The 16,617-nt window shown below is 61.6% G+C and carries 18 protein-coding genes; 6 read left to right on the top strand and 12 right to left on the bottom strand.

Going from position 1 to position 16,617, the window contains the following annotated elements; translation table 11 throughout:
- The 4 genes from IMW75_RS09295 to IMW75_RS09280 form a co-directional block, all read right to left on the bottom strand.
- On the bottom strand, positions 1-1,037 hold a 1,037-nt coding region (locus tag IMW75_RS09295; protein ID WP_205892438.1), incomplete at its 3' end, for a DUF2955 domain-containing protein.
- On the bottom strand, positions 1,027-2,166 hold the full coding sequence (locus IMW75_RS09290; RefSeq protein ID WP_205892437.1) for an HlyD family secretion protein: 1,140 nt from the start codon (positions 2,164-2,166) through the stop codon (positions 1,027-1,029). The genes IMW75_RS09295 and IMW75_RS09290, both read right to left, overlap by 11 nt.
- Complete coding sequence (locus tag IMW75_RS09285; protein ID WP_205892436.1) at positions 2,163-3,716, bottom strand: efflux transporter outer membrane subunit; 1,554 nt, start codon at positions 3,714-3,716, stop codon at positions 2,163-2,165. Before IMW75_RS09285 ends, IMW75_RS09290 begins: the two co-directional genes overlap by 4 nt.
- Before the next feature lie 83 nt (positions 3,717-3,799).
- Positions 3,800-4,813, bottom strand: coding sequence for a GlxA family transcriptional regulator (locus tag IMW75_RS09280; RefSeq protein WP_205892435.1), 1,014 nt, complete (start codon positions 4,811-4,813; stop codon positions 3,800-3,802).
- Between the two features lie 169 nt (positions 4,814-4,982).
- Between IMW75_RS09280 and IMW75_RS09275 the strand changes: the two genes are divergently transcribed.
- The 3 genes from IMW75_RS09275 to IMW75_RS09265 all read left to right on the top strand — a co-directional run bounded on the left by IMW75_RS09275 (position 4,983) and on the right by IMW75_RS09265 (position 6,156).
- Positions 4,983-5,423 carry a hypothetical protein gene (locus IMW75_RS09275; protein WP_205892434.1) on the top strand — a complete coding sequence of 147 codons (441 nt, stop codon included), beginning with the start codon at positions 4,983-4,985 and terminating at the stop codon, positions 5,421-5,423.
- Between the two features lie 140 nt (positions 5,424-5,563).
- Positions 5,564-5,821, top strand: a complete 258-nt coding sequence (locus IMW75_RS09270) for a DUF6555 family protein (protein WP_045062182.1) — start codon at positions 5,564-5,566, stop codon at positions 5,819-5,821.
- A gap of 92 nt (positions 5,822-5,913) precedes the next feature.
- A complete protein-coding gene (locus IMW75_RS09265; protein WP_205892433.1) occupies positions 5,914-6,156 on the top strand; it encodes a hypothetical protein in 243 nt (80 codons plus the stop codon).
- Positions 6,157-6,219: 63 nt separating this feature from the next.
- Here IMW75_RS09265 and IMW75_RS09260 read toward each other — a convergent pair whose 3' ends face one another.
- The 7 genes from IMW75_RS09260 to IMW75_RS09230 all read right to left on the bottom strand — a co-directional run bounded on the left by IMW75_RS09260 (position 6,220) and on the right by IMW75_RS09230 (position 12,456).
- Positions 6,220-7,071 (bottom strand): DUF3618 domain-containing protein, encoded by an 852-nt coding sequence (locus IMW75_RS09260; protein ID WP_205892432.1) that lies wholly within the window; start codon positions 7,069-7,071, stop codon positions 6,220-6,222.
- Positions 7,068-7,499 carry a phage holin family protein gene (locus tag IMW75_RS09255; RefSeq protein WP_205892431.1) on the bottom strand — a complete coding sequence of 144 codons (432 nt, stop codon included), beginning with the start codon at positions 7,497-7,499 and terminating at the stop codon, positions 7,068-7,070. Before IMW75_RS09255 ends, IMW75_RS09260 begins: the two co-directional genes overlap by 4 nt.
- Entirely contained in the window at positions 7,499-8,137 is a 639-nt protein-coding gene (locus IMW75_RS09250; protein ID WP_045062193.1) for a hypothetical protein, read from the bottom strand. Before IMW75_RS09250 ends, IMW75_RS09255 begins: the two co-directional genes overlap by 1 nt.
- Positions 8,138-8,462: 325 nt before the next feature.
- Entirely contained in the window at positions 8,463-9,554 is a 1,092-nt protein-coding gene (locus IMW75_RS09245; protein ID WP_205892430.1) for an ABC transporter ATP-binding protein, read from the bottom strand.
- 45 nt (positions 9,555-9,599) lie between these two features.
- Positions 9,600-10,388 (bottom strand): ABC transporter permease, encoded by a 789-nt coding sequence (locus tag IMW75_RS09240; protein ID WP_205892429.1) that lies wholly within the window; start codon positions 10,386-10,388, stop codon positions 9,600-9,602.
- A complete protein-coding gene (locus IMW75_RS09235) occupies positions 10,385-11,305 on the bottom strand; it encodes an ABC transporter permease (protein WP_045062196.1) in 921 nt (306 codons plus the stop codon). The genes IMW75_RS09240 and IMW75_RS09235 overlap by 4 nt, the downstream gene beginning before the upstream one ends.
- Before the next feature lie 23 nt (positions 11,306-11,328).
- Complete coding sequence (locus IMW75_RS09230) at positions 11,329-12,456, bottom strand: extracellular solute-binding protein (protein WP_045062198.1); 1,128 nt, start codon at positions 12,454-12,456, stop codon at positions 11,329-11,331.
- A gap of 288 nt (positions 12,457-12,744) precedes the next feature.
- On the opposite strand from IMW75_RS09230, the gene IMW75_RS09225 reads away from it, so the two are divergent.
- From IMW75_RS09225 to IMW75_RS09215, 3 genes are all read left to right on the top strand, one after another.
- The gene (locus IMW75_RS09225) at positions 12,745-13,518 is read left to right on the top strand and encodes a creatininase (protein ID WP_045062201.1); all 774 of its coding nucleotides are present in this window, start codon (positions 12,745-12,747) and stop codon (positions 13,516-13,518) included.
- A 91-nt stretch (positions 13,519-13,609) separates the two neighbouring features.
- Complete coding sequence (gene gabP, locus IMW75_RS09220) at positions 13,610-14,998, top strand: GABA permease (RefSeq protein WP_045062207.1); 1,389 nt, start codon at positions 13,610-13,612, stop codon at positions 14,996-14,998.
- A 107-nt stretch (positions 14,999-15,105) separates the two neighbouring features.
- Positions 15,106-16,083: a GlxA family transcriptional regulator gene (locus IMW75_RS09215; protein ID WP_045062209.1), complete on the top strand. Its 978-nt coding sequence runs from the start codon at positions 15,106-15,108 to the stop codon at positions 16,081-16,083.
- Between the two features lie 30 nt (positions 16,084-16,113).
- On the opposite strand, the gene IMW75_RS09210 is transcribed toward IMW75_RS09215, so the two are convergent.
- Entirely contained in the window at positions 16,114-16,515 is a 402-nt protein-coding gene (locus IMW75_RS09210; protein ID WP_205892428.1) for a VOC family protein, read from the bottom strand.
- Positions 16,516-16,617 lie beyond the last annotated feature (102 nt).

The raw sequence follows: 16,617 nt of genomic DNA, 5'->3' as shown, positions 1-16,617 counted from the left end.
TGGGTGGGGAGCGAGGTTGGGGCGGCGGGGAGTGCTCGGCGTTGCTCGAGCAGATTGACCATCAGGCATGCGTACAGCGTCACGGCGATAAACAACCCCATGCGTATGGCAAAGGCGGTGTAGACGTCCTTGCCCGCTGCGCTGTCCTGCACCGACTGGCCCAACAGAATGATCATCGTGATCAGGCTGTTGAGCCAGAACCCCGGGCTTAAACCCGTTGGGCTGAGCCGGTAAAGCTTGCGCGCCAGCACCAGGCCGAACAGCAGCATCCACAGGAAAAACATCCACAGGTGCACAAACAGGCTCAGTGCACACCACAACAGGATCGCCAGCAAACCGCCCAGCAGGGTCGAGCCGACCAGCTCCCGACCGGCGCTGTGAGTGTGGCTGGTCGAGCTTTGCTGACCCAGGCTGACCGCCTTGAGAATGATCGGCAGGTAACTGGCCGGGTCGATCAGTGCCAGCAGGAAGGTCGGCAGGACGATCAGGGTGGCTCGCAGCGCCACCCGTGCGGCCTCGGCAGGCGGCAAGCCTGGGGGACTGGGCGATGGCGGAGCATCCGCCGGTTCGGCAAACAGCCAGTGACTGCCTGCCACGGCCAGCACCGCGAGCAGCAGGCCCTTGACCAGCGCCTCGATGACCGTCGCCGCCAGGCCGAAATCGGCAACCCCGGCTGACGAAATCATGGTCAGGCCGATGACCAGGAACGTGACGATAAGCGCGTTGCCACCGCGCAGGCCGAAGCGGAATACCAGGAACAGACAAAGGCCAATCAACAGCACGCCACTGAGCGGGTAGTACCGCAGGACCGGAATCAACAACAGACCGCTGCCGGTCGTCAGCATCGCCGCCAGCGCCAGGACCAGTGCTGCCTTGAATGGCAGGGGCCGATTCAGCGTCGCCAGCAACAACACCGCCAGCACCGGCGCCACGAAAGGAATCGGCAAGCCCAGGCCGAAACTCGCCGCCAGGCACAGCGCCGTGCCCGTCGCCAGGCGCAACGCGCGCCGGGCCCTGATCGTGGTTTCAGTAGACATACGACAGCCAGCTCATGAAACCCAAGAACAGGCGGCCGAGTGGGTTCAGTGGATTGCCCTCGCGGGGAAAGGCCATGACTTCAGCCTGCCCGCCGGCGCGGATCCCGCGACTGTCGCGCAAGTGCTCCTTGGCTTCGGAGGAGAACTCGATAATCACCGGGAAGCGCTGCGCCGGGCGCAACCAGTCGCGGCTGTTCTGCACACTGGGCAGGGTTCCGGGCGCGGGCGCCTGACCGACGCTGACCCCGTAACCCACGCTACGCACGCGCCCCTCGAACACCTCCCCCGGCAGCGCATCCAGCACGATCGCCACCGGCGTATCGATTTGGACCAGACCCAGATTATTCTCGGTCATGTCGGCACTGACCCATACATCGTGGATCGCAATCAGGGTCATCACCGGACCTCCGGCAGCGGCAAACTGGCCGGCATCGGTGCGCAGGTCCGTGATCAACCCGGAGGATCGCGCGCGCACCCGGGTATTGGCCAGATCCAGTTCGGCTTTTGATAACGCCGTGGCGGCACTGCGCAGGGTCGCGTTGTCCTCATCGCTGCCGCCCTCCTGTTCCCGTGCCCGCTGGACTTCGGCGCGGGCCGCAGCGACCTGGCTCACGGCCTGTTCGCGATTGGCCCGGGAGACTTCCAGCAGGCGCACCGAGATGGTCCCCGGATCGTCCCGATACAAGCCTTCAAGGCGCTGATTGTCCTGGCGCGCCTTGAGTTCGTTGGCCTGGGCCGCCCTCAGATTGGCCTGCGCGGCAGCAATCCCGGCAGTGCCGGCGCCGATCTGGCGCCGGGTCGACTCAAGATCGGCCCGCGCCCGATCCACGGCAATCTGATACGGCTGGGGGTCGACCTCGAACAGCACCTCGCCGGCCTTTACATCCTGATTGTTCCGCACGTTGACCCGAATCACCCGCCCTGCCACTTCCGCCGCCACCGGAATCACAAAGGCCCCTACCCGCGCCTGCTGCGTATACGGCGTGAAGCGATCCGCCAGCAGGTACCAGGCCAGGCTCAGGACAATCAACAGCAACACCCACTTCAGGCCCTTGCGGCTCGGGTCTGGAGCGGGTGCAGGTGCTGGCGCCGGCGGTGTTTCAGCCGAGGGCGGGACAGTGTCGCTCATGGTGTTTTGACCTCGTCGGGCTGGGGAAAGGCAGGCTGGGCAACTCCAGGCTCGTCCAGCAGATCGCCCCAGTCGGTGCGCTCTTGCATCTGCCTGCGAGTGGCGGGATCGACCATTGGCTGGGCGCTGGACCAGCCGCCACCCAAGGCTTTGTACAGGGCAATGACATTGCTCACGGCATTGCTGCGGGCCACCAGGTAGTTGTCCTGTTGCTCCAGCAGCGCCCGCTGCGCATCCAGCACTCGCTGGAAGTCCGAATAACCTTCGCGGTACTGCGCGCTGGCCAGCACCAGCGAGCGCTTGGCGGCCACTTCGGCCTCGCCCAGGATACGCTCGCGCTCAAGGGATTTGATCAAGCCGCCAGCGGCATCATCGGCTTCCCGTGCCGCCTGGCGAACCTTGTCGCGATAGACTTCGATCAACTGCTGCAACCGCGCATCCTGCACTCGCACGTTGTTGCTGATCTGGCCATGATCGAACAGATTCCAGCGCAGGCTCGGCCCCCCTATCAGGTCCAGGCTGCGCGGGGTGCCATCCAGTGAATCAGCGGACCAGACGATGCTGCCAAGCAAGGTCAACGAGGGATAAAAATCGCTTTCGGCCACGCCGATCAGCGCCGACTGCGCAGCGACATTGAGCTCGGCAGCTCGCACGTCGGGGCGACGCAGCAGCAGGCTGGCGGGCACATCCTGCAGCACCGCCTGATCCACCAGCGGAATCAGCCCGTCACTCGTCGCCAACTGCGGCACGCCGCCGGGTGGCTGGCCGATCAGTACGGCCAGGGCATTGCGGGTGCGTTGCAGCTGGTCCTCAAGACTGGGGATGGTGCTCAGGGTGCCCAGGTATTGAGTCCGGGCCTGCTGCAGATCCAGCTCGGCATTCTGCCCGCTGTTGAACAGCTTCTCGGTGATCTCGAAATTACGCTGTTGCTGCCGGGCATTCTGCTTTGCCACCCGCAACCGCGCCTCGGTGGTGCGTAAGGCAAAATAGGTATCCGCCACTTGCGCGTGCAGCAGCACCAGCACGTCTTCATAGTTGGCACGCGCGGCGAAATAGCTGGCGTCGGCCGACTCAATGGCGCGGCTGAAGCGGCCCCAGAAATCCAACTCCCAACCCACATCGAAACCCACGCTGTGCTGCCAGAAGTGGCTGTCCTGCGAATTGCTGCCGCCGGATTGCCGGCGGGTGAGGTACAGGCTGTCGGCACTGGCTTGCTGCAGCTGCGGGTAACGCCCGCTTTCGGCAATCCCCAGCCGCGCCCGGGCTTCCATGACCCGCAGCCCGGCGATTTTCAGGTCTGCGTTACCCGCGTCCGCAGCGGCAATCAGGCGATCCAGCAACGGGTCGTTGAACACCTGCCACCACTCACGCAGGTCCGGGCTCTGTTCGCGCTGGCTGGCCTGTTCCAGGGCCGGGCTGCTCCATTGCCGGCTCCATGCTTCGCCCGGCGCCTGGAAATCCGGTCCCAGACGCACGCAGCCGCAAAGGCCGAGCACGCCAAGGATCAGTAACTGGCGCGGGCGTCTGAACAGGGCTGCGCTTGAGGGCATGGATGTCTTCCGATGCGACGGTCAGTCAAGCATAGCCACAGAAAGCCGAGACCAACGGAGTTCCTCCGGGGCGCGCTTCAACGCTACTTCACAAGGCGCTTTTCCTTGGAAGGCCGGTAGCCGAAGTAGGCGCTGTAGCACTTGCTGAAATGGCTTGGCGAGACGAACCCGCAGGCCACCAGGACTTCGACCTGAGACAACTCGGTGTGCTGCAGCAGCCGGCGCGCCTCGGTAATGCGCAGCTCCAGGTAATAGCGTTGCGGCGTGGTGCCCAGCTGCTCCTTGAACAGGCGTTCGAGTTGTCGCCGCGAACGACCGGCGTAGACCGCCAGTTGCTCCAGTTCCAGCGGCTCTTCAAGATTGGTGTCCATGAGTTTGACCACCTCGCGCAACGGCGCGCTGACGCAGATGTTCTCCGCCGGCTTGATTCGCCGGTAACGCGATTCCTCGAAGGCCAGGATGTCCTCGACACCCTCGACCAGGGCTTTATCGTAAAGACTTTTTATCCAGTCCAGGGCCATGTGAAAGGCGCCCGAAGGACTGGACGCCGTGAGGCGGTCGCGATCAATGACGTAGGGTTCACTACTGACCTGGGTCGCCCGGGAGATCTCCGCGAGCGCCGGGCGGTGTTCCGGATGAATGGCGCAGCGATAGCCCTCGAGCAGGCCCGCCTTGCCGAGGAACCAGGCGCCGTTCCACAAGCCGGCGAGCATCACGCCCTGCTCCGCTGCGGCCTTGAGCTGAGTAATAAACGCTTCATTGGCCTTGAGTTCGGTTCGATAACCACCACACACCACCAGCAGGTCCAGCCCCTTGATCGCTGAACCGTCGAGACGAGCGTCCGGGCGAATGACCAGCCCCAGATCGCTGACTACTTCGCTGTCGCTCAAGCCGAAGGTGCGCGTGGTGAACACCCCTGGACGCAGCAGATTGGCGGTCACGAGCGTATCCAGCACCTGCGTGAAGGCCGGCAGCGAAAAATGCTCAAGCAGCAGGAAACCGCAGCGCACCACTTGAGGTGTCGCGCTGGCGTTGTCATTCAGGTAACGAAGGTTCTTGCCCTTTAACCCTTCACTGAACTGGCGTCTTTCGATCAATGGTCGACCTGCTTTGCAACGAAAACCAATACGTTATGGGCCGCATGGAGAAAGCGCAATGGCGGCACCTGGAAAGATATTGAAGCCGCTGATCCTCGCTGCCCGGTGCTACGCTGTGAATGCCTGAAAGAAATAGCGCGCCCTTTTGCATCCGCTCGAGAATCCACCCATGAAGCCGATCCTGATAAGCGGTATCACCCTGGCAATGGTCGGCACGCTGACGTACTCACTGCTGCAGTGGCGCGATGTGCAAAACCACACTCAGGAATTACGCTGCGGGGAAGCCAGGGAGGCGTTAAAAGGAGTCGAAGTGCGGGCTCGGGCGTTGGCGGCAGGTTTGACGGTGGATGCCTATGCCAGGGCCGAAGAAGAGGACGTGGCGAAACTCGTCGGCGCCCTGGATGCCGCCAAGAGCAATGTCGAGATTGACTCGGTGATGGAATCCCACGCCACGGCGATCGGTGCCGAGGACGCCGCCATTGATGCCGAAGTCGACAGTCGGGGCAACCAGGCCTTCCTGGAGCAAACCTTGCGCAAGCAGCGAATACCGGTGGACGTCAAACAGGAGCTGGAACGTGCCGCCAAGGCAGTCAGGCTGATCTGCAGCTGAGCGGCTTGAAAAGGGAGTCTCCAGAACCTCATAAAGTGCATTTTTTTTCCTGAAAATAAGCGCTTAACGCCGCCGGGAAATTGCTTTGAATTTTTTCTGACACCACCACTCCTTTGTCTATGAGCATAAGGAGGGTCCTCATGAACAGCACCGGTCTCTACATCATTGAATACCTGCTCCACGGGGAGCCGAGGTCGTTCATCATCCGTGCAAAAGTGATGAGCAATCGCGATGCCTGGCATTGGGCAAGCTGTGATGCCGGCATAGCGCCCATCCCCAAACCCGGAAGGCCGCCGCTCAAGGTGGTATCCAGGCCCCAGGCGGAAAAATACGGCGTCGTCGAAGTGCGCTGGCGCGAGTCGGCCAAGCTCGACTGGACCGAGGCGACGCCGTCCTGATTAACCGGGGGCCGGCGGTCAGCGGGTATGAAAAATCCCGAACTCGACCTGCACCCTTGCATCCAATGTGAAAGCCGATGGAGGTATGCGACATGAACGACAATGATGAACGCAGCAATGATGGCGAATCACCCATGACATCCAACGCACCGCCCAGGGACTCGTCCGGCAAGCCGGTGAATGTGGTGCAGAGGGATCTGGCGGACACGGAAGACGATACCCGCGCAGTGGACGAAGTCATCACGCCCTCTTCCACCCGCACCAAGGAGCAGGAAACCCAAGAGCTGCAGAAAAAGGTCGACGAGATAGAGCGCAAAGTGGCCGATGGAAACTGACCACAGGTGTGACACGAAATCGAGGGAGGCCTGATGCAGGCCTCCCTTTTTTCACACCTGCTGTCAGGAAGTACCCAACCCCCCGGACAAGTCCGCTGGAGCGCTGGAGGCTGCGCGTTGTTGCCCGTTCGGGACGCTCCTGTTCACATCCGTCTGGGCGGTCGTTGGCGCATCGGCATGATCAGTGGTCTTGGTGACGGTATCGCGCACCGCTTCAAATCCTTCACGCGCCTGCTGCTTGACCTTGTCCGTCAGTCCCGCGCTGGTTTTGCCCAGGTAACGTTGCTCGGTGGCCGTCGAGGGGATTGCTGCGCCCAGTAACGCGCCTATCGCGATGCCCGCCGCAGCGACCATCAACGGCTGTTCCCTGAGTATATGTGTGAACTGATCCCCCATTGCCTGCGTACCGCGTGCCAGCCGATCGCTGGCGTCGTGCATGGCGTGACTGACGTTGTCAGTGGCGGCCCCCAGGCTGTCGCCCAGGTGCGAGGCCTTGCCCTTGACGGACTGGTAGCCTTCCTTCATGGAATCTGCGGTGTGGTGCAAGCGGTCCCGCGCGCTGTCAATGCCGTCCGACACGCCATCGGCCCACTCGCCGACCCTGCTGTGCTCTGGGCCACTGCGATAACCGACATTCGGGCTTGGGGGGCGATTCTGGCTCATCATCAGCCACAGCAACCCCACGGAGGTCAGCACGGCGGGCACCGGATTGTTGCGCACGCTGGTACCCAGGTTGGAGAGGAACGCGGTGCCGTTGCCTTGCATCACGCCCCACGCCTGGTCAAACATCTGGCCTGGGGTGAACTTGCTTTCCAGCGCATCGACGATGTTGCCAATGCTGGCGCGCTGTGCATCGATTTCACGCTCGATCGCTTCCGGGCTTTTTTCCGATTCCAGTTCGAATTCGCTTTTCATGAGACTTTCCTCCGCAGGGCTTCCTGGTCCTTGTTCAAGGCATCCAGGGTGCGATCAGGCTTGAAGTGGGATGGCTCGAATTGTTTTTTACCCGACTGCAGCATGGCGAATCCGACGATCATCACCACCACGCCCACTATCAGTGCCGCGAGCCAGGGCGCCATCACCATCGACAGGCCGTAGACCACCGACATCAACAGGATTATGAAGCCCGCCAGCAGCACAATTGCCCCGCCGGCCACCCCGGCAATGCCGGCCTTGAGCGTAGTGAGACTGGCCTGCAGCTCGGCCTTGGCCAGGGCCAGTTCCTTGGTGAACAGGGCCGGCACCTCACGTGACAATTGGCGCAACAGGCCGACGACTGAAGCGTCGGTTTCAACCACGGGTACGGGGCGTGCGCCCGGCAGATCTGGGTTTTCTCTGTTCATCACAGTGCTCCCTTGAAGTCATTCGAACCTGGAGTTTTCGGGGTCGCAAAGTCGGTGGGATGGTCCTGCTCGCCCGGCGCGGACGGGGTGATGCCGGTGTCCAGCCCGGTGTGCGCAGCGACCGATGTTTCGTACGGGCGCTGCGCACCAAAGCCGCCGGGCGCAGGCGCAGAGCTGCTGTTCTCTGACGGCTGTTGCGCGCTGGCGGTATAGGCCGCAGCAGTACCAGCCTTGAGGAATCGCGACAGGCCAAAGCCCAGCGCGACGCTGCCTGCCAGGAACAGGGCAGGATTGTTGCGCGCCAGGTCGGCCGCATCGTGCAGCAACTGCTCGGCGCTTTTGCCGCGTAGATTACCGGCCAGGCCGGTCATGGATTCCGCCATGTCGGCCAGGTAGTCGGACATGCCGAGGCTGTCCTTGTCTTCGATCTCCGAGACAAAGGACTTTGCCCCTTTGGCCAATGCCTCGATCTGGTCGGCAGCGGTATCGCGGTACTGCCCGAACTGCGCATCCGCTTGTTGCCTCGCGTCACCGAGCGCCTCGGTGACGCCTTCCTTCAAATGTTGAAAATCGGCCTCCGGTCTTGCGGAGCCCTGATGATCGTTCTGGCCTTCAGTCCTGCTGTCTGGAATATTCATGACGTCCCTCGCCTTTCGAAAAATGCGTTTTCGGGTGCGCCACGACAGTTTCGCAGCCGCCCTCAGTTCAGATGACGGAGCTGCATTAACAGGAGTTCCAACAGAATGATGAGCGACAAACGCGCCGACGGGTGACCCAACAAGTGGTCTGAAAGCCACGTAAATAAAAAGAATTCAGGACACTGACTGCGGTCTGCGCCTGACTGTTGCACAGTCAGGACCGGGTACTCCAATGCGCGCTGACAGTCGGCCAGCCAGCTTGGATTTCGACTGGCCCAAGGTGATAGCGAGCAAGCTTTGCTTCTGCAGAGGGCGCCAGTCGGGGTCAGCTGCCATCGCGCAAAATCAGCGCATGCCCCCCCTCCCACTCGGCGAACAGGCTCTGCCCGCAATGCACGCCCAGGTGGTTGTAGTCGGCATGGGTCTTTTGCACCTTCAGCTCCAGGCCGCCGCAGGCTTCGAGATACACGTTAACCATCGAGCCAATGAACTCCTCCCCGACGACAGTGCACGCCAGCCGATTTTGCCGCACCGGCCGGGTGGTCAGTTCGATATGCTCGGCGCTGACACAGACCGTGACCGCCTCCCCCGCACTCACCGATTTTCCCTCCGGCAGTCTTGCGACGAAACTACCCTGCGCTGATTCCAGCCGCACCAGACCGCTGTCGTCGAACCCTGCCACCGTGCCGGGGAAGATGTTCTTGCCGCCGACGAACTCGGCCACGAAGCGATTGTGCGGTTCAACAAATACCGCCTGGGGCGTGCCAATCTGCTCCACCCGGCCACGGCTCATGATCACCACGCGATCCGCCATCGCAAAGGCCTCGGACTGACTGTGGGTGACGTAGACAAAGGTAATACCCAGGTCCTTTTGCAGACCGGTGAGCACCCCCTGCATGCGCACACTCAGGTGCGCATCGAGGGCACTCAATGGCTCGTCGAGCAGCAGGATTGGCGGTTCCGTGACCAGTGAACGGGCCAGCGCCACACGCTGGCGCTGGCCCCCGGACAGCAGGCTGATGTCCCGAGTGGCGAACTCCCCGAGGTCCAGACGCTCAAGCCAGTGCAACGCCTTTTTGCGCCGCTGCGCCTTGGCCATGCCGCGCATGCGCAGGCCGAACTCGACGTTTTCCAGTACATTCAAAAATGGGAACAACGCCAGGTTCTGCCACACCAGTGGCGTCTCCCGCTGCCAGGAATACAGGTCATTGATGCGCTCGCCGTTCAGGCGGATTTCGCCCTCGCTCGGTTTGTCGAGCCCGGCGAGCATGCGCAGTGTCGTGGTCTTGCCGCACCCACTGGAACCCATGATGGCGACGAATTCGCCTTTGTAGATCTCCAGGTTGAGCCGCTCGACAGCCTGGTAGCTGCCGAAATGCTTGACCACGTTATCAAATACCACCAGCGGTTGAGTCATGGCGTAGTCCTTCGGGTTGGAGGGGTGTAGGGGCGCTGGTCGCGATCAGGCGTTGCGCCGACGCATCAACAGCAACTGCGCGAAGATCACCAGGCTCATGGTGGTAATGAAGACAATCGTGCCGATGGCGTTGATGGTCGGGCTCACCTGGCCTTGCAAGGTATTGAGGATGCGCACCGGAACGGTCTCGTTCAGGCCCGAGACGAACCAGGCCACCGCGAACTCGTCGAAGGACACTGCCATGGTCACGAACAACGCGGCTAAGATGCTCGGCGCAGTAAATGGCAGGATCACGAAGCGCATGGCCTTCCACTGGTTGGCTCCCAGGTTCCACGCCGCCGCCTCGATATGGGGATCCATCTGCGCCAGACGCATGCGGATGACTGCCATGGCGAACGGCGTGCACATCACGATATGGCTGATCATCACTGCGTAGATCGACCCTGACAGACCTACCCGGGAAAGGAACGCCAGCATCGCCAGGCCCATGATCACCACCGGAATGGTCGGCGGCAGCGTCGCGAGCGCCATGTAGATCGACTTGCCGAAAAACTGGTAACGAAAGTCGGTATAGGCCGCAGTGAAACCCAATAGAGTCGAAACCAGTGACACCACCACGCCCACCAGCAGACTGTTCCTGAACGCCTGCCAGACTGCCGGATCCGCAGCGATGACCTCGTACCAGTGCAGGCTGAAACCGCCCAGGGGCAAGGACGGAAAGCGGTCGATATTGAACGAGAACACAAAGCTGCCGGCGATGGGCGTGAAGATGAACATAAACACCAACACGACAAAACTGCGCAGCAGGAAGTTGATCAGGCGATGCTCGTTCATGGGCGTCTCCGATAAGCGAAGCGAACCGCAGCAAAGGCCGTGATCAGCAGCGTGATGATCATGACCGTCGCAATCACCGCTGCACGGGGCCATTGCTGACCGGACTTGGTGGTGTCGGTGATCAGGGTACTGAGGGTCGGTGGTTGACCGCCGCCCAGGTACAGCGGGCTGACAAAATCACCGAAGGTCAGGATGAAACAGAACAGCGCCGCCACGACGATGCCAATCCGCGCCGAAGGTATGACCACCAGCAGCACGGTGCGCCAACGCCCGCTGCCGAGGTTGTGCGCGGCCTCGATCAACGAACGATCGATGTACATCAGGCTGAACAATTGCAGCAGCACCACCAGGGGCAGGCACAGGGTGAAGTAGCCGACATAGGTGCCGACGGTGGTGTTCAACATGGCCACCGAGCCGATGCCGAGCAGCCCCAGCGCCGCGTTGAGAATGCCGTTGTCGCTCAGGAACACCTGCCACGAATACGTGCGCACCAGATAGCTGGTGAAAAACGGCGTGATCAGCAGCAGTACCAGTAGCTGCCGGGCAGAATCGCGAAACTTGAAGGCAATGGTGTAGGCACACGGAAACGCCACCAGGCTGACCAGTACAGTGGCGCCCGCCGCCATGGCCAGGGTGTGCACATAAGCGTCCCAGAAGAACCCGCGACTGAACATGTAGCTCCAGTTCAGCCACTCGAAGGTCGGTACCATCCGAAAGTTGCGCACCACCCAGAAACTGATCGCCACCAGGAAGGCCAGCGGAAACACGAAAAAAACCAATTGCCAGATCAGGATCGGCAGCGAAAAACACAGCCCGAACCACGGCACGTGCACGGCCTTCCTGGTGGTGCGCTGGCGTATGGCGGGGCTGCTGTCGGACAGTACCGGCGGTGAAGTCTTCAACTTGTCTGAAATCATTGCCACCTACTCCACGCGTCTTGTCAGGCACCCTTGTATTGCGACCAGAAGTCGTTCCAGTCTTCCAGGCTCTGCTGGACCGGCAGCTCGCGATATTTGATCCGGCCGTCGCGGATGTCATCCATGACGTTGCGCTGTCCCAGCACCATGCCCTGGCGCGTGGCTTCGGCGAGATCGGTCTGGTTGAGCAACTCCCAGCCTTTTTTGCTGGGAATAAGCGCGGGGTACGCGGCCATTTTTGCCGACTTGACCTGGCCCTGGGGTGAGGTGATGTACTGGATGAACTTCTTCGCCAGGTCCGGGCTGTGGGCTTTTCGGGCGATGCAGTAGGACTCCGTCCATTGCAGCCCGCCCTCCTTGGGCAACACGGTTTTTACCGGAGCGCCGGCGCGCTGCAGGACCCCGGTGATCCAGTCGCCAATGCCGCACATGGCATGCACCTGGCCGTTTTTCAGCGAGGAAAAGGTCCCGCCATAATCGAAGAAGCCGCCGATCTGCGGGCGCAGGCTCATGAGTTTCTGCTGCACGCTTTGCCAATGCGCAGCGTCGATGTCGTAAGGCCGCGCGTTGCCGTTGAGCAGGCTGATCTGGCCCAGGTTGGGCAGGTGCCAGTCGAAGTGCCCGACCTTGCCCTTGAGGCTTTCGTCCCAGAACAGGTCGTAGCTTTGCACCTTGGCTTCGGGAACCAGTTGAGTGTTGTAGGCAATGCCCAGGAATCCGAAGCGGATCAGCACAGAATAAAGCTTGTCGCCCTGCCAGTGCCCTGGGAAATGCTGGAACTCGGGGTAGAAATCATCAAAGGGGTAATCCGCCGGGTCGAGTTGCTCGATGTATTCGGCAGCGTTGAGTTGTTGCACGTATTCAGCATCGGACAGGATCAGGTCAAAGGTGCCGGGCGGCGATTGCGAGATCAGCCCCAGCATGTTGTCGCCGCCGGTGTAGTACTTGGCCCGGACCTTGACCCCGTACTGGCGCTCGAAATCGGCAACGATGTCCGGCTCAGCGTGACCGGCCCAGGCCAGGATGACCAGTTCTTTTTCCGCAGCGGCGAAGCTTCTCGCCGGTAGCAAGCCGCACAGCGCCGCGGTGCCTGCGAGGATGCCGGAAGTCTTGAGGAAGGTACGGCGTGAAAGGTCGATGCGCTTGTTCATGACATTTTTCCCCAGGTGTTCGAAGTGCCTCATTCCTGTCGCGGCCAACCCCACGCATCCTTGGCTGGCTGGCAGCATTGCAGCAGATCGCCATCAGTGTTTTTTGTGCACGCCCGACCTGCAATTGATCAGACCCGACCTGTGGCCGGCGCAAGGAGCTGCATGAGGCCGTATTGCCAACTACGGGTCGGATTTGGACAAATCGGCCACCTGCCAATCTGATCGAATCGTTCTACCCGCCACGGCCTGAAAATGACCTGTGGGTCAATTACTTAGATGGGTGTACAGATGAACAACAGCGTCGTCATTGGAGAACTCACCTGGCCGGAATACGCGGCAAAAGTCGCGACCGGATGCCCGATCTTCCTGCCGGTGGGCGCTCTGGAGCAGCACGGACACCACATGTGCATGGAGGTCGATGTCCTGCTGCCCACCGCGATCTGCAAGGCGGTGGCGCATAACGTCAGTGGCCTGGTGTTGCCCGCACTGGCGTACGGCTACAAGTCCCAGCAGAAATCCGGCGGTGGCAATCACTTTCCTGGCACCACCAGCCTCGATGGCGCCACCCTCACCCACACCGTGCAGGACATCATTCGCGAGCTGGCACGCCACGGAGCGCGCAAGCTCGTGCTGATGAATGGACATTTTGAAAACTCGATGTTCATCGTCGAGGGCATCGACCTGGCGCTGCGCGAACTGCGCTATGGCGGCATCACCGACTTCAAGGTGGTGGTGCTGTCCTACTGGGATTTTGTCAACGATCCGGCCGTCATCGCCAAGCTGTATCCCGAGGGATTCCTCGGCTGGGATATCGAGCACGGCGGCGTCTTCGAAACTTCGCTGATGCTGGCCCTGCACCCGGACAAGGTCGATCTCGACCGGGCGGTGGATCATCCCCCCGCCACCTTCCCGCCCTACGACGTCTTCCCGATCATCCCTGAGCGCACGCCCGCATGCGGCACGCTGTCTTCGCCCAAAGGTTCCAGCCGCGAGAAAGGCGAGTTGATCCTCGACGTCTGCGTGTCCGGTATCAGCGCTGCGGTACGCGAAGCCTTTGCTTGAATGACTTGAACAGCGCACGGACGTGCCCGACCAGGTAACACTGCGGTTAACGCTTCACCCTCTCAAATACAACAAAAAAAGGGTAAGTCTCATGTCCAGTTCCTCAACTCTGGCGCCAGGCCTCAAGCAGCGTCACGTCACAATGTTGTCCATCGCCGGAGCCATTGGCGCCGGCCTGTTCATCGGCTCGGGCCACGCCATCGCGTCGGCCGGACCTGCGGCGATTCTGGCGTATATATTTTCCGGCACCCTGGTGGTGCTGGTCATGCGCATGCTCGGCGAAATGGCTGTGGCCTCGCCCGACACCGGGTCGTTTTCCACCTACGCCGAACGCGCCATGGGCCGTAGTGCCGGTTTCACCATCGGCTGGCTCTATTGGTGGTTCTGGGTGCTGGTGATTCCCATCGAAGCCATCGCTGCCGCCGCCATCCTCCACGCCTGGTTCCCGTCCATCCAGACTTGGGAGTTCGCCATAGCGGTCACCGGGCTGCTGACCCTGACCAACCTGTTCAGCGTGGCGCGCTACGGCGAGTTCGAATTCTGGTTCGCCATGCTTAAAGTCATCGCCGTGCTGGGGTTCATCGCCCTAGGTGCGCTGGCGCTGGTGGGTGGGCTGCCCGAGACCACCGTCAGTGGCGTGGCCCAGCTCAGCAAGGAGTTCGGCGGCTTTATGCCCAATGGCTGGACCGCCGTCATCGGCGCGATGCTCACCACGGTGTTCAGTTTCATGGGCACCGAGATTGTTACCATTGCCGCAGCCGAATCGCAGAACCCGTCGAAGCAGATCACCCGTGCGACCAACTCGGTCGTGTGGCGAATGGGGATTTTCTACATCGTCTCGGTGTTCCTGATCATCTCCATCGTTCCCTGGAATGACCCGATGCTGGTGACAGTGGGCTCGTATCAACGGGCGCTGGAGCTGATGAACATTCCCCACGCGAAGATGATCGTCGACATCGTGGTCCTGATTGCCGTCGCCAGCTGCCTGAACTCCGCCATCTATACCGCCTCGCGCATGGTCTACTCCCTGAGCAAACGGGGCGACGGCCCGCGCATCCTGCAAAAAACCTCAGGCTCCGGCGTACCCTACATCGCCGTGCTGGCCAGCACCGCAGTGGGCTTCCTGACCACGGCACTGAATTACTTTGCCCCCAACGAGGTGTTCGCTTTCCTGCTGGCCAGTTCCGGAGCCGTGGCCTTGCTGGTGTACCTGGCGATTGCCGTGTCGCAGCTGATATTGCGCCGCAAGATGAACGCCTCGGGACACCCGATCGTCTTCAAGATGTGGTTCTACCCGTGGCTCAGCTACCTGGTGATTTTGTGCATTCTGAGCATCCTGACCGTCATGCTGATTCTGCCGCAGCACCGCATGGAAGTGCTGGCGACCGGTGCGCTGACCCTGTCCATCGTGTGCATGGGCGCGATTTTCAACTCCAGGAAACGTCCTGCGCCAGCACCTGCTGAAACCCGCAACGCCTGAGGTCAAACAGCGTCAAGCTGCCCCCCGCTCACCTCTTTCCGGCCGCTTTCGCACCACGAAACTGGCCGGTTTTTTATTTGTACAAGCGCAGAACAAGAGGATGGTCCATGTCTGCCTACGAACAACGGCCAGTGAAAACCGTGGGTTTTCTGGTCATCCAGAACTTCACCACCATCGGCTTCGCCTCCGCCGTGGAAACCTTGCGCATGGCCAACATGGCCGCCCGCCAGCCGATGTACCGCACCCTGATCATCGCCGCCAGCCTGGAGCCGGTCACCGCCAGCAACGGCATGCGCATCCTGCCCGATTACTCGATCGAAGACGCACCGAAACTCGACATGTTGTTTGTGGTGGGCTCCAACCCGATCGTGTCCAATCACAGCAGCCGACCGTTGCTCGGCTGGCTGCGCAAACTGGCGCATCTGCAGGTGCCCTTGGGCGGCATCTGCACCGGCAGCCACTTGCTCGCCCGGGCTGACCTGCTCAAGGGTTACCGCTGCACGATCCACTGGGAGGACTACGAGGCGCTGAGCGAGCGCTTTCCCGGCATCGTCATTTCCAACCAGTTGTTCGAACTCGATCGCGACCGCTACACCTGCTCCGGCGGAGTGGCGGCCATGGACATGACGTTGCAGTTGATCGCTCGCGAACCTGGCGGGCGGGACATCGCCGCCCATGCCGCGGAACTGCTGTTGTGTGATCGCGCCCGAGGCGCCCAGGAACGCCAGCGCGTGCCGCTGCGGCAGAAGCTCGGCACCTCCCAGCCCAAGCTCAGCCAGATTGTGGCGATCATGGAAGCCAACATCGAGGAGCCGTTGGGGCTGGAAGAACTGGCGCGCTTGAACGAGGTGTCGGTGCGGCAACTGGAGCGACTGTTTCACAAACACCTCAAGCGCACACCCAGTCAGTACTACCTGGAACTGCGCCTGTCCCGGGCCCGGCAGTTGCTGCTGCGTAGCGAGGCGCAGGTCCGCGATGTCGCCCTGGCGTGCGGCTTCGTTTCACCGGCACATTTCTCCAAGTGCTACAGCCGCTATTTTGGTCTGTCGCCGATGGGGGAGCGCCGGCAGGTAGCGGTGCACTAGACGTCTTGTGTTGGCTGCACTGACGCCTTCTCACTCCAACCCATCCGCATGCACAAAGCACAATTTGTTGCCCTCCGGATCACTGCAATAGGCGCCGAAATAATCCGGTGAGTAATGCGCGCGTATCCCGGGGGCGCCCTCATCCGTCGCGCCTGTGGCGATGGCCGCTGACCAGGCGGCCTGCACCTGCTCGCGCGAGCGGCAGGCAAAGCTGACCTGGGTGCCATTACCCCAGTTCGCCGGTAACCCGTTGTAGGGCAACTGGATGAAGAACTGTGGCCAGCTCTTGCCCGGATACTGCCAGCCCGAGCCCGGTGGGCCGCCATCGTTTTCGTCGGGCATGCGCTCCAGGCCCAGGGGTTGGAGGATCGTGTCGTAGAAGGTGGTCATGGCGGCGAGATCGCGGGCGCCTAGGATAATGTGGCTGAACATGGCTGGGCTCCTGGGGTGGAGTGGGCTGTTGCTGGATTGCTGGATTGCTGAGATTAGCGCAAAGGCAAGATCAAGAGATCGCAGCCTCGTTGCACTCGACAG

Source organism: Pseudomonas gregormendelii, from assembly GCF_017114825.1.
GTDB lineage: Bacteria > Pseudomonadota > Gammaproteobacteria > Pseudomonadales > Pseudomonadaceae > Aquipseudomonas > Aquipseudomonas gregormendelii.
The sequence above is the reverse complement of the archived record's forward strand: the minus strand, read 5'-3'. Positions and strand labels throughout refer to the sequence as shown.